Genomic DNA, 18,033 nt, shown 5'->3' on the forward strand with positions numbered 1-18,033 from the left:
TGCCGCGTCCGCGGCCCAGAACTCGATGCGATCATCGGCGGCAAGACGGGCGAGGTCGGCCTGGTAACGCACGCCCAGCCGGGCTGCCTGGGTCGGGTCGAAGGGAGCAAAGTCACCATCTTCGGGCAGGCGGGCGAGACTGCTGAAATCCGCCCGCGCCAGCAGGGCCTGCGCCATCGCGTGCACGTCAGGCCGCGGGTTATGGACCTGCCGTTCGAATGTCAGCCCGTCCCATACCGACCAGTTCGTCAACCGCTTCAGCTGGGCCGCGGGATCGTCCAGTCTCCATCCGGCGTCCCGCACCACGAGGCGCGCAGTCGGCAGCGCGGCGAGGATATCCTCGACCACGTCCACCCAACCTCGCTGAGAGCGGGACAGGTGCTCGAGGGCGGCGGGCGTCGGCAGAGGGTGGCCCATCTTCACGCCGAACGCGATGACTGAGGTCCACCACTCCGCAAGATCGCGGATCGACAGGTAGACCATGTCGGCGGACGCTAGCGGCTCTGGCAACTGTGTCAGCCGTTCCGCCGCGAAAGGGTAGGGCGTGCCCGTGCGGACGCAGCCGCGCATGCCGCCAAGGTAGTTCTCTTCGCTGATGACCGTCAGCCCGTTCAGCAAGGGAGGCAGCCCGGATTTTCGCGACTTCGGCGGGTAGACGACCTGACATCCCTTCGCCAAGAGGGCTCTCTCATTGACCCGCAGGAACTGCTGAAGGAAGGTCGTTCCCGTGCGGTGCGCGCCCAGGTGCAGGACCAGCCGCGCCGCGGGCGACGTCAGATCGCGCGACGCTGGCATGGGCTGAACCTTGTGATCAACGCGCGCAATCCTTCAACGACTGTTCGGGATTGTAGGCGGGCGCCGCACAAAAGAACAGATGTTCAGGCGGCGCTTTGCCAGGTGACGGTCTTGACCTCTTCGCGGAAGGCGAACCGGCTGAGGTGATTGTCGATCACCTGGCGCGCCTTCAGAAGGCCACCCTCGGACGGCGCGTCCACGCGTATGTCGAGCCGCGTATCGGTCGCCTTGAGGTAAGCGGTGCCGAAGGGAAACGCGATATGACCCTCTCCGTCGGCGCAGCTGGCGTCGACCTTGTGGGCGAAGTGCTTGCACAGCTGCTGGAGGTATTGCCAGGCGGATGCCGTCTCGTAGGTGCCGGCGTCGTGGATAGGCTCTTGCATGTACCGAGATCCTGAGTTCAAAGGTCGGACATGTCGATGTCTGACCGAGACGGTCGGACTTGTCCAGACTCGAGGAGACCTCGCATGAAGCGCACCGCCGCAGCTGCCCTTTTCGCGGCCCTACCCGTCGCCGCTTTCGCCCAGACCGTCACCGTCCAGGACGCGCAGGGCGAGGCCACCGTGCCGGCCAAGCCCGAGACGGTGGTGGTGTTCGACCTCGCCGCGATCGACACGATGTCGGCTCTGGGCATCGAGGTGGACGGCGTGCCGGATTTCGCACCCCCGGCCTACCTCGAGGACGTCTTCGCCGAGGCAAAGCCCGTTGGCACCCTGTTCGAGCCCGACTTCGAAGAGCTGGCTGCCATGCAGCCCGACCTGATCGTGGCCGGCGGCCGGTCGCAGCCCCAGGTCGGCGCCCTGTCCGAGATCGCGCCGACGCTCGACATGACCATCGACGGCGGTGACATCGCTGCCCAGGCCAAGGCGCGGGCTCAAGCCTATGGCAAGATCTTCGACCGGAGCGGGGCCGCGGACGAGGCGATCGCCGCGCTTGAGGCCGACATCTCCGAGGCGGCCGAGGCTGTCGCGGGCAAGGGTGATGCGCTGATCCTGCTGGCCAATGGCGGCAAGATCTCGGCCTACGGCCCGGGCTCTCGCTTTGGCTGGGTCCACAACGCGCTGGACCTGCCCGAGGCCCGAGAGGGGCTCGAGACCGAGACCCACGGCGAAGCGGTGTCCTTTGAGTTCGTCGCCGAGGTCGATCCCGACTGGATCCTGGTCGTCGACCGCACGGCGGCCATCGGCCGGGAAGGCGAGGCCGCGCAAGCCACGCTCGACAACCCGCTGGTGCAGGGCACCAAGGCCGGCCAGGCGGGGCAGATCATCTACCTCGACTCCGCGCCGCTCTACCTGGCCGGCGGTGGCATCCAGTCGATGCAGATCACGCTCGACGAGATCACCGAGGCGTTCGCCGACGCGGATAGCTGAGTGTTGCGCACCCTCGCCATAACAGGCGCTGTCCTGCTGGTGGGGGCGAGCCTGTCGATCGGTGCGGCCAACCTGTGGACCGGCGACCTGGACGCCGGCCTTGTCATCGCCGTCAGCCGGGTGCCACGGACGCTGGCCGTTCTCCTGGCCGGGGCCGGGCTGGCGCTGGCCGGCGTCGTCACGCAGCTTGCCCTGCAGAACCGCTTGGTCGAGCCCGGCCTGACCGGCACGCCCGAGGCCGCCATGCTGGGCCTTCTGGGCGTCACCGTCGTGGCGCCCGGCGCGTCGCTGATCGTCAAGATGACCGTTGCCGTCATAGCGGCGCTGGCCGGAACAGCGGGATTCTTCGCCCTTGCCGCGCATGTGCCGCGCCGTGATCCGATCCTGCTGCCGCTGGTGGGGTTGATCTATGGCGGAATTCTGGGCGCCGCGGTGCTGTGGTTCGGCTGGATGACGGATCTTTTGCAGTATGTCGGCACCTGGACTTCGGGCGAGTTTTCGGGCGTCCTGCGCGGCCGGTACGAGCTTTTGTGGCTGATCGCCGCCCTTGCCGCGGCGCTGTGGGTCGTGGCCGACCGCATCACGCTTCTAAGCCTGGGCGAGGACCGCGCGCGCAGCCTCGGCCTCGACTACCGGCAGACCCTGTCGATGGGCCTTGCCATCGTCGCGCTGGCCGTGGCGGCGGTGGTGGTGACGGTGGGATCGCTGCCCTTCGTCGGCCTCGTCGTGCCGAACGTGGTCTCGCGCCTGTGGGGTGACAACCTGCGCGCCAATCTGCCTGCGGTTGCGATCCTTGGCGGGTTCATGGTGCTGGCGGCGGACGTGATCGGGCGGCTCGTGCGCTTCCCCTACGAGATTCCGGCGGCGACGGTGTTCTCGGTCTTCGGCGCGGCCGTATTCCTGTGGCTTCTGCACGCTCCGCGGACGGCGCGGCATGGCTGAACGGCGGCTACTGGGACTGGCGGCGGCGCTAGCACTGACCACCGCGCTGTTCCTGGCGTGGCACTTGCGCGCGCCGGTCGGGCTGATCCTGTCGCTGCGGGTCGAGAAGCTGGCGGCGCTGATCCTCGTCGGTGCCGCGGTCGGGGCGGCCACGGTGCTGTTCCAGACCGCCGCGGGCAACCGGCTGATCACGCCGGGGATCGTGGGGTTCGATGCGCTGTTCGTGTTCCTGCAGACGACGTTGGTCCTGTCACTGGGCGGTGTCGGCTTTTCGCAACTGCCGGTCCTGCCGAAGTTCCTGATCGAGACGGCCTGCCTGACCCTCGCCGCCACGGCCCTGTTCGCGACGCTCTTGAAACGTGGGGCGGACGACATCCTGCGCACGATCCTGACGGGCGTGATCCTCGGGGTCCTTCTGCGCGGTCTGGCGAGCTTCGCGCAGCGCATCCTCGAACCGTCGGAGTTCGCGGTCGTGCAGCAGGCGACGATCGCGTCGTTCGGCACCGTCGACGGACGGTTGCTTTGGATCGCGGGGATTTCGCTGGGTGTGGCGCTTGTACTGGCGTGGCGGCTGGCGGGGCAGCTTGACGTGGCGGCGCTGGGGCGCAGCAAGGCCCTGACGCTGGGGCTGGATTATGACCGCACGATCGTCATGGCGATGACGCTGGTGTCGATCATGGTCGCGGTGTCGACTGCGCTCGTCGGGCCGGTCACGTTCCTGGGCCTGCTGTCGGCCAGCCTTGCCTACCGCGCGACTGGAACGCACCGCCACGCCGTGCTGATCCCGGCCGCCGCGCTGATCGGCGCGACGATCCTCGTGGCCGGACAGTTCGTGTTCGAACGGATACTTGGCTATCAGTCGGCGATGTCGGTCGTGGTGGAATTCGCCGGCGGTCTGCTGTTTCTGGCGCTCGTGCTGAGAAAGGACCGGCGATGATCGAAACGCGGGACATGAGCATCACGCGCGACGGAGCCGAGGTGCTGCGAGGGATCGACCTGTCGCTCCCGCCCGAGGGGATCACAGCGATCATCGGGCCGAACGGCGCGGGCAAGTCGACGCTTCTGCACGCGATGGCGGGGCTCTTGCAGCCGCAGGCGGGGCAGGTGCGCCTGTCGGGCGAGGATCTGTCAGCCATGCCTGCGGAGGAGCGTGCGAAGGCCCTCGCCCTGCTGACGCAAGAGCAGAGCGTGACCGCGCGACTTCAGGTGGGCGACCTGGTTGCCTTCGGGCGCTGGCCGCATCACCGGGGGCGTCCCGGTCCTGCCGATCATGCCGCGGTCGAGGACGCGGTCGCCGCCTTCGGACTTGAGCCGTTCCGCACGCGCACGCTCGACACCCTGTCGGGCGGGCAGCGGCAGCGCGCCTTCGTCGCGATGGCTTATGCCCAGACAACGCCCTGGATCCTGCTGGACGAGCCGCTCTCGGCGCTCGACCCGCGCTACGCCCACGACATCATGCACCGTCTGCACGCCATCTCGCGCCCTGGGGCAGAGGCGCGGGGTATCCTGATCGTCGTGCATGACCTCGGCATCACGGCGCGCTTTGCCGACCGGGTCGTGGCGCTGAAGGATGGCGGGCTCTACGGCGCAGGACCGACGATCGAGTTGATGAACGCGGCCTGGCTGAGCGACCTCTACGACACGCCCATGCGCGTGGCCGAGATCGACGGCCGCCGGATTCCCTTCGCCGCATGAAGATCCGGGTCGGGGCCGCGCGCGCCGTTGCATCGTCCGGACGATCTGTCAGAGTGCATTCCGCAATCGGCGACATATCCAAAGGGAGGATACACATGCACCGCAGGAAGTTTCTGACGACGGCCGCCATTGGCGGCGCCGGGGCCAGCGCGCTCGCGGCTCCGGCCATCGCGCAATCGACGCCGCAGGTGAAATGGCGCTGCACCTCGTCCTTCCCGCAGTCCCTGGACACGATCTATGGCGGCGCCGTGGACGTGGCCCAGTATGTCCGCGAGGCGACCGATGGCGCCTTCGACATCCAGGTGTTCGCAGGTGGCGAGATTGTCCCCGGCCTGCAGGCGGCCGACGCCGTCCAGAACGGCACGGTCGAGATGTGCCACACCGCCGCCTACTACTATGTCGGCAAGTCGCCGACCTGGGCCCTTGGCGCGGTGATTCCCTACGGCCTGAACAACCGCGGCATGAACGCCTGGCTCTACTACGGCGGCGGGATCGACCTGCTGAACAAGTTCTACAATGCGCAGGGCCTTCAGTATCTGCCCGCAGGCAATACCGGCACTCAGATGGGCGGCTGGTTCCGCCAGGAGATCGGCAGCCTCGACGACATGAGCGGCCTGCAGATGCGGATCGCCGGCCTCGCGGGTCAGATCATGGAGCAGATCGGCGTCGTGCCCCAGCAGATTGCCGGCGGCGACATCTACCCGGCGCTCGAGCGCGGCACGATCGACGCGGCCGAATGGATCGGCCCCTATGACGACGAGAAGCTCGGCTTCTATCAGGTTGCGCCGTACTACTACTATCCCGGCTGGTGGGAGGGGAACCTGACCCTCAACGTCTTCGTCGGGCAGGAGGCTTGGAACGGCCTTCCCGACACCTACAAGAGCCTTCTCAGCACCGCCTGCAGCGCCGCCAACACGGCGATGATGGCGGAGTACGACTACAAGAACCCGACGGCTCTGCGCAGCCTCGTTCAGCAGGGTGCGCAGCTCCGCGCCTTCCCGGACGATGTGCTGAACGCGACCTACGACGCGGCCTTGTCGCTCTATTCCGATCTGCGCGGGAGTGCGGACGGATGGTCGGAGATCTACGATAGCATGATGGCCTTTCAGGCCGAGCATTTCCTGTGGCAGCAGGTGGCCGAACAGAACTTCGCGCGCTTCATGCAGATGAAGCAGTCGAACGGCCAGCTTCCCGCGCAGATCTCGGGAGCGGGTGCGGTCGGCGGCTCTGCCAACTGACCGAAGCAACGGCCTGAAAAGCGAAGGCCCCGGGTGATCCCGGGGCCTTTTTCGTTGGCTCAGTTGAAGTTGAAGCCGCCGGTCGCATTGCCGTCCGAGGGCTCTGGTTCCGGCTCGGGCTCGGCGTCGTCGCCGAAGTTGAACCCGCCCGGTTGCTCCGGCTCGGGCGAAGGCTCCGAGCCGCCGAAGTTCAGACTGTCCGGCCCCGAAATCTCTGCCGCCGGTGCATCCTGCGCGCCCGAAGACCCGCCGCCGAAGTTGAACCCGGTAGTGTCCGAGGGCGCTTCCGTCGCGCTCGAGCCGCCAAAGTTGAACCCGCCGCTGGTGCCGGTGTCGGCGCTGCCGCCAGACCCGCCGCCGCTGAAGTTGAAGCTGCCGCCGTCCGGCGCGTCTTGCGTGGCGGGGGCAGAGCGCCGGGCCTCTCGCGCGTCGTCATAGTGGGTGACGAGGCCGGGCAGCAGGATCACCAGCATGATCAGCGCGAACTGGATGCCGATATAGGGCAGCACGCCGCGATAGATGTCCCTGGTGCGGACGCCGGGCAGGATCTCTCCGGTGGCACGGTCCTCTCGGTCCGAGGTTGGCGTGACGGATCGGAGGTAGAACAGCGCGAAGCCGAAGGGTGGCGTCAGGAACGAGGTCTGAAGGTTCAGCGACAGGATCACACCGAACCAGATCAGGTCGATGCCCAGCGTCTGGGCCACCGGGGCAAGAAGCGGCACGAGGATGAACGCGATCTCGAAGAAGTCGAGGAAGCAGCCCAGGATGAAGATCACGATGGTCACGACCACGAGGAACCCGAACTGACCGCCCGGCAGGCTCAGCAGCAGTTCCTCGAGCCAGACCTGCCCGTTGACGCCGTAGAACGTCAGGCCGAAGACTCGTGCGCCAATCAGGATGAACAGCACGAAGGCGGACAGCTTGGCCGTAGCCTCGACCGCCGAACGCAGGGTGCGAAGATCGAGCCGGCGTTTCGCGAAGGCGAGGATCAGCGCGCCGACAGCCCCCATCGCGCCGCCCTCGGTCGGTGTCGCGATGCCGAGGAAGATCGTCCCGAGCACCAGGAAGATCAGGGCAAGCGGCGGGATCAGGACGATCACCACCTCTTCGGACAGCCTCGACAGGACGCCCAGCTTGAGGTGCCGGTTCGCGAGCGCAACGCCAAGGCACACCAGCACGGTGAAGGCCGCGGCGAAGACGACGCGCGTGGCCGGGATGTAGCCGGAGAAGAGCAGCCGCGACGAGCCGATGTAGAGCACGACCGCAAGCACCGCCATCGCCACCAGCGACCAGATGCCGCCGCCAAGGCGCCGCTCTTCGGGGGGAAGGGCGGGGACGGCGTGCGGGCGCAGAAGGGTCAGCGCCAGCATGTAGAGGCAGTAGACCGCGATCACGATCAGCGCGGGATAAAGTGCGCCGAGATACATGTCGCCGACCGACACGCCCAGCTGGTCGGCCATGACGATCAGCACCAGCGAGGGCGGCACGATCTGCGCCAGCGTACCGGCCGCGGCGATCGTCCCCGTGGCGACCGTCGGGTCGTACTTGTACCGCTGCATGATCGGGAGAGAGATCAGCCCCATCGCGATGACCGACGCCGCGACGACGCCCGTGGTCGCGGCGAGTAGCGCGCCGACGAGGATCACAGCGAAAGCCACGCCGCCGCGCAGGGGCCCGAAGAGTTGCCCGACGGTATCGAGCAGATCCTCGGCCATTCCGGACCGTTCGAGGATCAGCCCCATGAAGGTGAAGAACGGGATCGCAAGCAAGGTATCGTTCGACATGATGCCGAACACGCGTTCGGGCATCGCGCGAAGAAGCGGCCAGAACAGGTTGATCTCGTTCGAATATTCGGACAGCGCGACCCCGATCGCGAAGAACGCCAGGCCACCCCCGGCAAGCGTCAGCGCAACCGGGTAGCCCAGCAGCAGAAGGCCCATCACGCTGATGAACATGATCGGGGCAAGGTTGTGGGCGATCAGCTCGATCATGACTTGGCCTCGCCGGCGACGGGCGGAAGCTCGTCTTCCGCGTCGTCAGTGGGAAATTGCATGGCGCCGGAGAGCTGCGCCGACCGCTTGATGATCTCGGACAGTCCTTGCGCGGCGAACGAAATGAAGCCCAGCAGCACCCACAGCTTGGCCGGCCACAGGATCAGGCCGCCCGCATTCGAGGACTGCTCGCCGGACAGGAACGAGGACATGAAGAACGGCCAGGACAGCCAGATCATCAGACCGGCGAAGGGTAGCAGGAACAGGACGTGCAGCGCGAGGTCGATGATGGCACGTCCGCGCGTCGAAAGGCTGGCCGAGAGGACGTCCACGCGGACATGCTCGTTCTCGCGCAGGGTCCAGGCGGCGCAGAGCAGGAACACCGCGCCGAAGAGGTACCACTGCAGCTCGAGCCACGCGTTCGACGACATGTTGAAGCTCTTGCGGATGACCGCGTTGCCGGCCGACACGAGGACAGCCGCCAGGATGAGCCATGCGACGACGCGCCCGATCCAGCCGTTGACCCGGTCGATCGCCCGCGCGAGCGATAGCAGTGCCCTCATCTGAGTTGTCCTCCCCGGCAACACCATGTCAGGGCTCTTAATCACCGATGCGCGGGCTGTCAGCAAGTTCTGGCTAGTGCAGGCTCGCAAGCACCAGGATCCATCCCGACAGGACGACGCCGCAGACCAGGGCATAGACGCCGTTCCACCGAAGGCCCGCATGGGTGCCGCTGACCCGGCCGAAATTGGCGACCAGCAGGACCGAGGCGGTGAAGGGCGAGGTGGCCCCGCTCAGCGACCAGCCGCTGGTGATCGCGCAGATCATGACGGCGGGCGCGATGCCGAGCGCCTCGGGCGAGGGCAGGAGCGGCCCGAAGAGCGACACGGCGAGGATCGGGTTCATCCCGATCTGCCCGGTGATCGGGATCAGCCAGAACACCGTGAGCAGCACCACCCAGGCCGGCAGCGCCGCCGGGTCGAACCCCATGTGCCCGGCCAGCGGCGCGGCCAGCGCCGACCCGAGCGAGCCGATCACCCCGGCCATGACCAGAAGCGTGATCTCGTTCTTCAGGGCGGGCAGATCGCGGGTGGCGAATTTTGCGGCGAGCGTTCCCGCCGCGGCCACGCGCGTGCCCCGCGCACCGGGTTGCAGCGCCACCCAGCCGACCGACAGGAACGGCACGATCGCCATGACCGCGCCGAAGACGCGCACGCCGGTCGCGAGGTGCAGCAGCGCGGTGGCCCCCAGCAGGACGCCCAGCAGGGTCAGAAGGGGGCGCAGGTGCCGCAGCCATTGCCCCTCGGCCGGGCCGCGGCGGGGCGGCGGGCTGGACAGGCGCGGCTTGAAGATCGTGTCGAGCGCCCAGCCGATCCCCGCGACGAGCGCCGCGCTGACCAGGCAGAACGGCACCGCGGCTGCCCATGTCGATCCCGGCACCACGCTGAGCGAGATGGCCGAGGCGAAAGCCAGCGGCGACCAGGGAAGGGTCGAGATGAAGCCGCGCTGGATCGCCACCAGCATCCGACGGATGCGGTGGCGCCGGATCTCCAGGTCTTCCGTCTTGCCGGCGTTTTCGGTGGCGAGGGCGCCAAGCAGCGAGATCGAGCCATACATCAGCACGAGGCCGAAGGCGTGCCCGCCAAGGGTCAGCGCAAGGTAGCGCCGGCCCGGTGGCTGCCCGGCAAGGAACCGCCCGCAATCGAGGATGCCGGGGTCCGTGATCGCGGCGCTACGGATCGCGGTCAGTGCTGTGAAGAAGGCGGCGATGAAGGCGCCGCGGACGAAGGCGTCGTCGACCGCCTCGGGCCAGTCGGGCACGAGCGCGACGGTGACGACCAGCAGCACGGCGCCGATCGCCAGGAAGATGGCGGCCTTGCGCGGCACCTGCGGTGCAAAACAGGCGAGCCCGCCGAGGGTGCACCCGATGGCGATCCACTCGAGCGTCGGCAGACCGACGAATTCGTGGGGGATCGAGGCGAGGAGCGCGCCGGCCATGGCCACGCCGCCCAACCGGTCGCGACGCTCCGCGCCGGAGATCATGCCCGCGCCCTGAGAGCGCGGGCCGCGATTAGCGGATCGAAGCACATCTGGTCCTGATACGCCGATTGGCAGCGAGGGCCAGCCCCCTCAAAGGTCTGCCGCGACCCGGAGACCCGCGTTCGAGGTCGAGCTGTCGGGATCGTTCCGGGTGCGGGAATGGACGTGGTACCTGTCGCAGTAGCTGACGTGGCACAGGAAAGAGCCGCCGCGCTGGATGCGCTGCAAGCCATCGCACGGGCCGGTCGGGTTTCGCTCTGGCAGACGGCCGGGGGCAGGGCGGGGGCCGTAGCGGTCGGCGACCCACTCCCACACGTTGCCGGTGGTGTTGTAGAGCCCGTAGCCATTGGATTGATAAGCATCGACGGGGGCGGTGCCGACGAAGCCATCGTCGGCCGTGTTGTGGCGGGGAAAGTCGCCCTGCCAGACGTTCATGGCGTGGCGCCCCTCCGGCTCCAGCCGATTGCCCCAGGGGAACTTCTTGCGCGCCAAGCCGCCGCGGGCGGCGCGCTCCCACTCCGCCTCGGTCGGCAGGCGCAGGCCCGCCCAGGTGCAGTAGGCGAGCGCATCGTACCACGCGACCTGGGTCACGGGATGGTCGGCACGGTCGCGCCAGTGCGAACCGGGGCCCTCGGGCGCGGCCCAGAACGCGCCTTCAACGCGACGCCACCACGGCAAGCCGGGCGGGTGGTGGGGATGCGCGGCGGCGTCGGGCAGGAGGAGGTGGAACACCACGCTCCACCCTTCGGCCTCGGCGACGGTGCGATAGCCGGTCGCTTCGACGAAGCGGGCGTATTCGGCGTTCGTGACAGTGGTGGGCGAGATCAGGAACGGGTCGAGCTTGACCTTCCGCACGGGGCTGTCGAGGTCGTCCGGATAGGTCGACTTGCGGGTGCCCATTTCAAAGATGCCCCCGGGGATCTCGGTCAGGCGGGTGCGCAGGTCCGCCTGCGTAACGGCGTCTGCCGGGGGAACGCCGCGGGCGCGGTCCTCGTAGGGATGGTCCGTCGCCTCTCGGGCCGTGCCGGCGCAGCAGCCGGCTTTCGTCAGATCGTCGCTCATGCGCCTTTCCAATGCCATCGGCGGGTGCGCGTCAACGGTCCTGCGCCACCCGAGGCCCAAGGTGGGGTGCGCCCTCGACGCGGCGGGCGAAGGATGTTCTGTCTGTGATATCCCTTTCCCCGACCGGAGCAGCCTATGACCGAACCCAGATTCGACACCATCCTTCTGACCGGCGCCGCGGGCGCGCTTGGCACCGAGTTGCGGCGCGCCTTGGCGCCCCTGACGAAGACGCTGCGCCTGAACGACCGCGAAGAGATCGCGGACCTGACGGATGGCGAAGAGGCGGTGATCTGCGACCTAGCCGACGAGAGGGCGGTGATGGCGATGTGCGAGGGCGTGGACGCCATTGTTCATTTCGGTGGTGCGCCGCTGGAAAAGCCGTGGGACGAGGTGCTGAACTCGTCAATCCGGGGCAGCTATCACATCTATGAAGGTGCGCGGCGCCACGGGGTGAAGCGGGTGGTCTATGCCTCGTCCGTCCACGCCATCGGGTTCCACGCGATCGAGAGCCATATCGACGCGGCCGCACCGCACCGGCCCGACAGCCTTTACGGCCTGTCCAAGTGCTTCGTCGAGGATCTCTCGCGGCTCTACTGGGACAAGTACGGCATCGAAAGCGCGATGCTGCGGATCTTCTCCAGCTATCCCGAGCCGCGCGACCGGCGGATGCTTTGGTCGTGGCTGAGCTATGACGACATGGCGGCCCTCGTCACCGCCGCGCTGACCGCGCCGCGTGTGGGCCACACGATCGCCTTCGGGTCCTCGGACAACCCGATGAAGGCGTTCGACAACAGGCTTGCCGGGCACCTGGGGTGGCAGCCGCAGGACAGCTCGGCCCCGTTCCGCGAGGGAATCGAGGCGCGGACCGACGCCCCCGATCCGGCCGACAGAGCGGTGCGGAACTACGGCGGCTGGTTCTGCAACCTCGGTCATCCGGACGATGAGGGTACGCCAGCGGAGTGACCCCGCGGAAGGCGTGGCTGAGGCCAAAAAACCGCATCGACGACAACGAATTATGACTCTAGGACTCGAAGCATAATGAAACGCGTGAATGGATGCCTGTTTGCGCAAGAAACGGCCGAAACGGTCGACACGACAAAGGGAGACTTCATGAAACATCTGCTAGCCACCACCGCCGCCACGGCAACCCTGATCGCCGGCGCCGCCTTCGCCCAAAGCGACTCCGATCCCGTCAAGATGGGCCTCCTGCTCAGCTTCACCGGCCCCATCGAAAGCCTGACCCCGGCCATGGCCGCGGGCGCCGAGTTGGCGATCTCGGAAGCCTCGGGCGACGAGAATTTCATGGGCGGCACCTCGATCGAGCCCGTGCGGGCCGACGCGACCTGCGTGGACGCCGCCGCCGCAACCGCCGCGGCGGAACGGATGATCACATCTGACGGCGTGACCGCGATCATGGGCGCCGATTGCTCGGGCGTGACCACCGCAGTGCTGTCGAACGTCGCCGTGCCGAACGGCGTCGCGATGATCTCGCCCGCCGCGACCTCGCCGGCGCTGACCAGCGCCGAGGATAACGGCCTGTTCTTCCGCACCGCCCCGTCGGATGCGCGGCAGGGCGAGGTCATGGCGAACATCCTGATCGAGGAAGGCATCGAGGAAGTCGCCGTCACCTACACCAACAACGACTATGGCAACGGCTTCGCAGATGCCTTCACCCAAGCCTACGAAGCGCAGGGCGGCACCGTCACCCTGTCGGCCAGCCACGAGGACGGCAAGGGCGACTACTCGGCCGAAGTCGGCGCGCTGGCCTCGGCCGGTGGTGATGCGCTGGTGGTGCTGGGCTATGTCGACCAGGGCGGTGCGGGCGTGATCCAGTCGGCGCTCGACACCGGGGCGTTCGACACCTTCGCCTTCGGCGACGGGATGATCGGCGACAGCCTGACCGAGCGGTTCGGCCAGGACATCGAAGGCTCCATCGGGACGGCGCCGGGCGGCGAGAATGAAGGCGCCGACATGTTCCAGACCATGGCCGACGAGGCCGGGATCGACGGCACCTCCGTCTACGCCGGCGAAAGCTACGACGCCTCGGCGCTGCTGATCCTGGCGATGGCCAAGGCCGAATCCGCATCGGCCGGAGACTATTCCGGCAACGTGATGGACGTGGCGAACGCACCGGGCGAGAAGATCTACCCGGGCGAGCTGTCGAAGGCGCTGCAGATCCTCGCGGATGGCGGCGAGCTGGACTACGAAGGCGCCACCGGTGTCGAATTCGTGGAGCCCGGCGAGGCCGCCGGCAGCTACGCAGAGTTCCGCGTGCAGGACGGTGCGCTGGAAGTCGTCGGCTACCGCTGATCCACGACCCCTTGACGAACCCGCAGCCCGGGGGCAAACCCCCGGGCTGTTCTTTTGAGGACCGGCGGATGATTGAAGTCCACGACCTACACAAGCATTTCGGCGGCTTCCACGCGGTGGACGGGGCCAGCCTGCGGATCGAGAAGGGCTCGATCACCGGGCTGATCGGTCCCAACGGCGCGGGCAAGACGACGCTGTTCAACGTGATCGCGGGGGTGCTGCCCCCGACAAGCGGCCGCGTGACGATGGAAGGTGAGGACATCACCGGCCTTCCGCCGCACGAGCTGTTCCACAAGGGGCTACTCAGGACGTTTCAGATCGCGCACGAGTTTTCGTCGATGACCTGCCGCGAGAACCTGATGATGGTTCCGCCGGGCCAGTCGGGCGAGGCCCTGTGGAACACCTGGTTCGGCCGCAAGCGCATCGCCGACGAAGAACGCGCCCTGCGCGCCAAGGCCGACGAGGTGCTGGAGTTCCTGACGATCTCGCACCTTGCGGACCACAAGGCGGGGCAGGTCTCGGGCGGGCAGAAAAAGCTTCTGGAGCTTGGTCGCACCATGATGGTGGATGCCAAGATCGTGTTTCTCGACGAGGTCGGGGCGGGCGTGAACCGGACGCTTCTGAACACGATCGCCGACGCCATTCGTCGCCTGAACGAAGAGCGCGGCTATACCTTCGTCGTCATCGAGCACGACATGGATTTCATCGAACGGCTTTGCCACCCGGTCATCTGCATGGCCGAGGGCAAGGTGCTGGCCCAAGGCTCGCTGGCCGAGATCAAGGCCAATGAAGAGGTGATCGAGGCCTATCTGGGCACCGGCCTTAAGAACAAGGACAAGCTGGAGGCGCGGGCATGAGCGGCGCGAATGACGGCCCCTATGGCGGACGGGGCATCGGCGACGCCTCGATCGTGAACCCGCGCGCCGGGGGCGATCTGGTCGCGCCCGAAGGCAGCGGCGAGGCGACGCCTGTCGAGGCCGCGCCGTTCCTTGCAGGGCAGGGCATGACAGGTGGTTACGGCAAGGGCCCGGACATCCTGCACGACTGCACGATCTCGGTGAACCCGGGGCAGATCGCAGTGATCGTCGGCCCCAACGGCGCCGGGAAATCCACCGCGATGAAGGCGATCTTCGGGATGCTGCCCCTGCGCGAGGGGTCTGTCGTGCTGGACGGGCAGGATATCACCGCACTGTCTCCGCAGGACCGCGTGAAGGCGGGCATGGGCTTCGTGCCGCAGACCAGCAACATCTTCGCCTCGATGACCGTCGAGGAGAATCTCGAGATGGGCGCGTTCATCCGGCAGGACGACATCCGCCCCACGATGGAGCAGGTCTATGACCTGTTCCCGATCCTGCGCGAAAAGCGCCACCAGCACGCGGGCGAACTGTCCGGCGGCCAGCGCCAGCAGGTCGCGGTGGGTCGGGCGCTGATGACGAAGCCCAAGGTACTGATGCTGGACGAGCCGACCGCGGGCGTGTCGCCCATCGTCATGGACGAGCTTTTCGACCGGATCATCGAGGTCAGCCGCACCGGCATCCCGATCCTGATGGTCGAACAGAACGCGCGCCAGGCGCTCGAGATCGCGGACAAGGGCTACGTGCTGGTCCAGGGGGCGAACGCACATACTGGCTCGGGGCGCGAGTTGCTGGCCGATCCCGAAGTCCGCCAGTCCTTCCTGGGCGGCTGAGGAGCATTATGCGCATTTTCAAACGCAAAGATGCGGTGGTCGTGCTGGCCATTGGCGGCGCACTGATCGCGGGCCCGGTGGGCGCGTTCCAGCGGACGGACCTCGTCTGTCTGTTCGAGACCGAGTGCTACGATGCCGCGGACTGCGCAGCGACCGAACGCCGAATCACTGTCGAGCCCGCCGAAGCGCCGCGGGGTGCCGTTCTGACCGACGGTGCCGAGACAATCCCGGCCCTTGTGATCGAGAGCGACGGGACGCTGGCGTTCCTCGGTGACGCGAACGGCGCGCTCAGGTTGCTGACCGGGATCGAGGGCGAAATGGCGCGTATGAGCATCCACAATGCGGCGGGCGATCTGATGCTGAACTACACCGGGATCTGCGAGGGAGCAGACTGATGGAGCCGATCAATGCGCTCGTGGCGCTGATGAATTTCGTGGTGATCCCGGCGACGGCCTATGGTGCGCAGCTGGCGCTCGGGGCGCTCGGCGTGACGCTGGTTTACGGGATCCTGCGATTCTCGAACTTCGCGCATGGGGACGGGATGGCCTTCGGGGCCATGGCGACGATCCTCTTCACGTGGGGTCTGCAGGCGCTTGGCGTGTCGCTCGGGCCGGTGCCGACGGCGCTGCTGGCGCTGCCCCTCGGGATCGCGGTGACCGCTCTGTTCCTGCTGGGGACGGACCGGGTCGTCTATCGCTTCTACCGACGACAGAAGGCGAACCCGGTGATCCTGGTGATCGTCTCGATCGGGGTGATGTTCATCTATAACGGCATCGTCCGGCTGATCGTGGGGCCGGGAGACCGGTTCTTCGACGACGGCGTGCGCTTCATCTTTACCGTGCGGGATTTCGAGGCCTGGACGGGCCTGGACGAGGGGTTCGGCCTGCGCACCAGCCAGGCGATCACGCTGATCACGGCCGTCATCGTCGTCGCGGCACTGTTCTGGTTCCTGAACCGCACGCGCACCGGCAAGTCCATGCGCGCCTTCTCGGACAACGAGGACCTGGCGCTGTTGTCGGGCATCAATCCCGAGCGGGTCGTGGCGGTGACGTGGATCATCGTGGCTGCGCTGACGACGCTTGCGGGGGTGCTCTACGGGCTCGACAAGAGCTTCAAGCCGTTCACCTATTTCCAGCTGCTCCTGCCGATCTTTGCCGCGGCTATCGTCGGCGGCCTCGGCTCGCCCCTTGGGGCCATCGCCGGGGGCTTCGTCATCGCGTTCTCCGAGGTGACGATCACCTATGCGTGGAAGCGGGTGCTGGCCTACGCGATGCCTGACAGCCTGGAGCCTTCGGGCCTCGTCCAGCTTCTGTCGACCGACTACAAGTTCGCGGTCAGCTTCATGATCCTCGTGGTGGTGCTGCTGTTTCGGCCCACGGGCCTCTTCAAGGGGAAATCGGTATGAGCGATACCCTTCGCAACACGCTTCTCTTCGCCGGGGTTGCGCTCCTGATCGTCCTGACCGGCGTGCTGCAAAGCTGGAACTCGGCGCTGGTCATCCTGAACATGGGCCTTGTCTCGGCCGTGATGGCGCTCGGCGTGAACCTGCAGTGGGGGTTCGCCGGGCTCTTCAATGTCGGGGTCATGGGCTTCGTGGCATTGGGCGGGCTGGCCACGGTGCTGGTGTCGATGCCCCCGGTAGGCGAGGCCTGGGCGGCAGGGGGCGTGCGCATCCTGTCGGGCCTGGTGCTGGGCGCGGCCACCATCGTGGCGGCGATCCTGGCGTTCAGCCGCATGGCGCCGAGCCGGGCCCGGATGCTGGTGGTGCTCGCGATCCTCGTGGTCGGGTTCTTCGTCTATCGCGCTGTCATTGACCCCGGCGTCGAGGCGGTGGAAGGCACGAACGCTGCCTCAACGGGCTACCTCGGCGGGCTTGGGTTGCCGGTGATCCTGTCCTGGCCGGTGGGCGGCTTGCTTGCGGCCGGTGCGGCATGGGTCATCGGCAAGACGGCACTGGGTCTGCGGTCGGACTACCTCGCGATCGCGACGCTGGGGATCGCGGAGATCGTCATCGCGGTCCTCAAAAACGAGGACTGGCTGGCCCGCGGCGTGAAGAACGTCATCGGCTTGCCGCGCCCCGTTCCCTACGAGGTCGACCTGCAGCGCTCGGCCGAGTTCGCGGGCCTCGCTCGCGGGCTGGGTCTCGACCCCGTGACGGCAAGCGGCCTGTGGGTCAAGGCGAACTACGGTATCCTCTTTGCCATCGTGCTGGCGGTTGTCTTCCTGCTGGCGCAGTTGGCGCTGCATTCGCCCTGGGGCCGTATGATGCGCGCCATCCGCGACAATGAGACCGCCGCCCGCGCCATGGGCAAAGATGTGACGCGCCGCCACCTGCAGGTCTTCGTCATCGGCAGCGCGGTCTGCGGCCTTGCCGGCGCCATGATGACGACGCTCGATGGGCAACTGACGCCGGCCTCCTATCAGCCGCTACGCTTCACGTTCCTCGTCTGGGTGATGGTGATCGTCGGCGGATCGGGATCGAACCTTGGCGCCGTGCTTGGCGGGTTCCTGATCTGGTTCCTTTGGGTCCAGGTCGAGCCGATGGGCCAGTTCCTGATGTCGGCGCTCGCCGCGCCCTTGCCCGAGGGATCGGCGCTGAAGGCGCATCTTGCGACATCGGCGGCGCATATTCGCCTCTTGACGATGGGGGTGGTGCTGCTGCTTGTGCTGCGATTCAGCCCTCGCGGCCTGATCCCCGAGAAGTAGTGAGCCCGGGCGGGTTCACCCGCCCGGACATTGGGGCGCACGCGCGAAGAAGTGGCCCTTGCACAGCCGGACCTGTCAGAATACAGGGGTTCGGCAAGGTTTGCCGCGCTGACCACCGAGGCGGCAGACCGACGGAAGGCGAGTTGGCGGAGTGGTTACGCAGCGGATTGCAAATCCGTGCACACCGGTTCGATTCC

Annotated in this window: 18 protein-coding genes; 12 read left to right on the forward strand and 6 right to left on the reverse strand. The window is 67.3% G+C overall.

From position 1 onward, the window contains the following. Nucleotides 1-795 (reverse strand): hypothetical protein (locus tag ACFDS3_RS14760; protein WP_375263119.1); only part of this gene is annotated, 795 nt, incomplete at its 3' end. Nucleotides 796-878: 83 nt separating this feature from the next. Further along, nucleotides 879-1,178 (reverse strand): DUF2218 domain-containing protein, encoded by a 300-nt coding sequence (locus ACFDS3_RS14765; RefSeq protein WP_375263120.1) that lies wholly within the window; start codon nt 1,176-1,178, stop codon nt 879-881. Between the two features lie 84 nt (nt 1,179-1,262). On the opposite strand from ACFDS3_RS14765, the gene ACFDS3_RS14770 reads away from it, so the two are divergent. The 5 genes from ACFDS3_RS14770 to ACFDS3_RS14790 all read left to right on the forward strand — a co-directional run bounded on the left by ACFDS3_RS14770 (nt 1,263) and on the right by ACFDS3_RS14790 (nt 6,040). Further along, nucleotides 1,263-2,165 carry a siderophore ABC transporter substrate-binding protein gene (locus tag ACFDS3_RS14770; RefSeq protein WP_375263121.1) on the forward strand — a complete coding sequence of 301 codons (903 nt, stop codon included), beginning with the start codon at nt 1,263-1,265 and terminating at the stop codon, nt 2,163-2,165. Continuing rightward, nucleotides 2,166-3,107 carry an iron chelate uptake ABC transporter family permease subunit gene (locus ACFDS3_RS14775; RefSeq protein ID WP_375263122.1) on the forward strand — a complete coding sequence of 314 codons (942 nt, stop codon included), beginning with the start codon at nt 2,166-2,168 and terminating at the stop codon, nt 3,105-3,107. Further along, nucleotides 3,100-4,044: an iron chelate uptake ABC transporter family permease subunit gene (locus ACFDS3_RS14780; protein WP_375263123.1), complete on the forward strand. Its 945-nt coding sequence runs from the start codon at nt 3,100-3,102 to the stop codon at nt 4,042-4,044. The genes ACFDS3_RS14775 and ACFDS3_RS14780 overlap by 8 nt, the downstream gene beginning before the upstream one ends. Next, a complete protein-coding gene (locus ACFDS3_RS14785; RefSeq protein WP_375263124.1) occupies nt 4,041-4,802 on the forward strand; it encodes an ATP-binding cassette domain-containing protein in 762 nt (253 codons plus the stop codon). The genes ACFDS3_RS14780 and ACFDS3_RS14785 overlap by 4 nt, the downstream gene beginning before the upstream one ends. Nucleotides 4,803-4,897: 95 nt before the next feature. Beyond that, nucleotides 4,898-6,040 (forward strand): TRAP transporter substrate-binding protein, encoded by a 1,143-nt coding sequence (locus tag ACFDS3_RS14790; RefSeq protein ID WP_375263125.1) that lies wholly within the window; start codon nt 4,898-4,900, stop codon nt 6,038-6,040. Between the two features lie 59 nt (nt 6,041-6,099). Here ACFDS3_RS14790 and ACFDS3_RS14795 read toward each other — a convergent pair whose 3' ends face one another. The 4 genes from ACFDS3_RS14795 to ACFDS3_RS14810 form a co-directional block, all read right to left on the reverse strand. Next, nucleotides 6,100-8,031, reverse strand: a complete 1,932-nt coding sequence (locus tag ACFDS3_RS14795) for a TRAP transporter large permease subunit (RefSeq protein WP_375263126.1) — start codon at nt 8,029-8,031, stop codon at nt 6,100-6,102. Continuing rightward, nucleotides 8,028-8,594 (reverse strand): TRAP transporter small permease subunit, encoded by a 567-nt coding sequence (locus tag ACFDS3_RS14800; RefSeq protein ID WP_375263127.1) that lies wholly within the window; start codon nt 8,592-8,594, stop codon nt 8,028-8,030. Before ACFDS3_RS14800 ends, ACFDS3_RS14795 begins: the two co-directional genes overlap by 4 nt. A 73-nt stretch (nt 8,595-8,667) precedes the next feature. Continuing rightward, the gene (locus ACFDS3_RS14805) at nt 8,668-10,074 is read right to left on the reverse strand and encodes a hypothetical protein (RefSeq protein WP_375263128.1); all 1,407 of its coding nucleotides are present in this window, start codon (nt 10,072-10,074) and stop codon (nt 8,668-8,670) included. A gap of 87 nt (nt 10,075-10,161) precedes the next feature. Continuing rightward, nucleotides 10,162-11,133 carry a formylglycine-generating enzyme family protein gene (locus ACFDS3_RS14810; RefSeq protein WP_375263129.1) on the reverse strand — a complete coding sequence of 324 codons (972 nt, stop codon included), beginning with the start codon at nt 11,131-11,133 and terminating at the stop codon, nt 10,162-10,164. A 135-nt stretch (nt 11,134-11,268) separates the two neighbouring features. On the opposite strand from ACFDS3_RS14810, the gene ACFDS3_RS14815 reads away from it, so the two are divergent. From ACFDS3_RS14815 to ACFDS3_RS14845, 7 genes are all read left to right on the forward strand, one after another. Beyond that, nucleotides 11,269-12,096, forward strand: coding sequence for an NAD-dependent epimerase/dehydratase family protein (locus tag ACFDS3_RS14815; protein WP_375263130.1), 828 nt, complete (start codon nt 11,269-11,271; stop codon nt 12,094-12,096). A gap of 147 nt (nt 12,097-12,243) precedes the next feature. Next, nucleotides 12,244-13,443 carry an ABC transporter substrate-binding protein gene (locus ACFDS3_RS14820; protein WP_375263131.1) on the forward strand — a complete coding sequence of 400 codons (1,200 nt, stop codon included), beginning with the start codon at nt 12,244-12,246 and terminating at the stop codon, nt 13,441-13,443. Between the two features lie 68 nt (nt 13,444-13,511). Then, nucleotides 13,512-14,300 carry an ABC transporter ATP-binding protein gene (locus tag ACFDS3_RS14825; protein WP_375263132.1) on the forward strand — a complete coding sequence of 263 codons (789 nt, stop codon included), beginning with the start codon at nt 13,512-13,514 and terminating at the stop codon, nt 14,298-14,300. Then, nucleotides 14,297-15,130, forward strand: a complete 834-nt coding sequence (locus tag ACFDS3_RS14830) for an ABC transporter ATP-binding protein (protein ID WP_375263133.1) — start codon at nt 14,297-14,299, stop codon at nt 15,128-15,130. Before ACFDS3_RS14825 ends, ACFDS3_RS14830 begins: the two co-directional genes overlap by 4 nt. An 8-nt stretch (nt 15,131-15,138) precedes the next feature. Continuing rightward, nucleotides 15,139-15,525 (forward strand): hypothetical protein, encoded by a 387-nt coding sequence (locus ACFDS3_RS14835; protein WP_375263134.1) that lies wholly within the window; start codon nt 15,139-15,141, stop codon nt 15,523-15,525. Beyond that, entirely contained in the window at nt 15,525-16,535 is a 1,011-nt protein-coding gene (locus tag ACFDS3_RS14840; protein ID WP_375263135.1) for a branched-chain amino acid ABC transporter permease, read from the forward strand. The genes ACFDS3_RS14835 and ACFDS3_RS14840 overlap by 1 nt, the downstream gene beginning before the upstream one ends. Beyond that, a complete protein-coding gene (locus ACFDS3_RS14845) occupies nt 16,532-17,836 on the forward strand; it encodes a branched-chain amino acid ABC transporter permease (protein ID WP_375263136.1) in 1,305 nt (434 codons plus the stop codon). Before ACFDS3_RS14840 ends, ACFDS3_RS14845 begins: the two co-directional genes overlap by 4 nt. The last annotated feature ends 197 nt before the right edge of the window (nt 17,837-18,033 follow it).

It is taken from the genome of Palleronia sp. (genome assembly GCF_042089775.1).
Classification (GTDB): Bacteria; Pseudomonadota; Alphaproteobacteria; order Rhodobacterales; family Rhodobacteraceae; genus Palleronia.

Excerpts from the sequence above, each read along its gene's own strand:
- ACFDS3_RS14795 (WP_375263126.1), bottom strand. The coding sequence starts at position 8,031 with ATGATCGAGCTGATCGCCCACAACCTTGCCCCGATCATGTTCATCAGC.
- ACFDS3_RS14815 (WP_375263130.1), top strand. The coding sequence starts at position 11,269 with ATGACCGAACCCAGATTCGACACCATCCTTCTGACCGGCGCCGCGGGC.
- ACFDS3_RS14800 (WP_375263127.1), bottom strand. The coding sequence starts at position 8,594 with ATGAGGGCACTGCTATCGCTCGCGCGGGCGATCGACCGGGTCAACGGC.
- ACFDS3_RS14785 (WP_375263124.1), top strand. The coding sequence starts at position 4,041 with ATGATCGAAACGCGGGACATGAGCATCACGCGCGACGGAGCCGAGGTG.
- ACFDS3_RS14830 (WP_375263133.1), top strand. The coding sequence starts at position 14,297 with ATGAGCGGCGCGAATGACGGCCCCTATGGCGGACGGGGCATCGGCGAC.
- ACFDS3_RS14810 (WP_375263129.1), bottom strand. The coding sequence starts at position 11,133 with ATGAGCGACGATCTGACGAAAGCCGGCTGCTGCGCCGGCACGGCCCGA.
- ACFDS3_RS14825 (WP_375263132.1), top strand. The coding sequence starts at position 13,512 with ATGATTGAAGTCCACGACCTACACAAGCATTTCGGCGGCTTCCACGCG.
- ACFDS3_RS14765 (WP_375263120.1), bottom strand. The coding sequence starts at position 1,178 with ATGCAAGAGCCTATCCACGACGCCGGCACCTACGAGACGGCATCCGCC.
- ACFDS3_RS14805 (WP_375263128.1), bottom strand. The coding sequence starts at position 10,074 with ATGATCTCCGGCGCGGAGCGTCGCGACCGGTTGGGCGGCGTGGCCATG.
- ACFDS3_RS14840 (WP_375263135.1), top strand. The coding sequence starts at position 15,525 with ATGGAGCCGATCAATGCGCTCGTGGCGCTGATGAATTTCGTGGTGATC.
- ACFDS3_RS14790 (WP_375263125.1), top strand. The coding sequence starts at position 4,898 with ATGCACCGCAGGAAGTTTCTGACGACGGCCGCCATTGGCGGCGCCGGG.
- ACFDS3_RS14835 (WP_375263134.1), top strand. The coding sequence starts at position 15,139 with ATGCGCATTTTCAAACGCAAAGATGCGGTGGTCGTGCTGGCCATTGGC.
- ACFDS3_RS14780 (WP_375263123.1), top strand. The coding sequence starts at position 3,100 with ATGGCTGAACGGCGGCTACTGGGACTGGCGGCGGCGCTAGCACTGACC.
- ACFDS3_RS14820 (WP_375263131.1), top strand. The coding sequence starts at position 12,244 with ATGAAACATCTGCTAGCCACCACCGCCGCCACGGCAACCCTGATCGCC.
- ACFDS3_RS14845 (WP_375263136.1), top strand. The coding sequence starts at position 16,532 with ATGAGCGATACCCTTCGCAACACGCTTCTCTTCGCCGGGGTTGCGCTC.
- ACFDS3_RS14770 (WP_375263121.1), top strand. The coding sequence starts at position 1,263 with ATGAAGCGCACCGCCGCAGCTGCCCTTTTCGCGGCCCTACCCGTCGCC.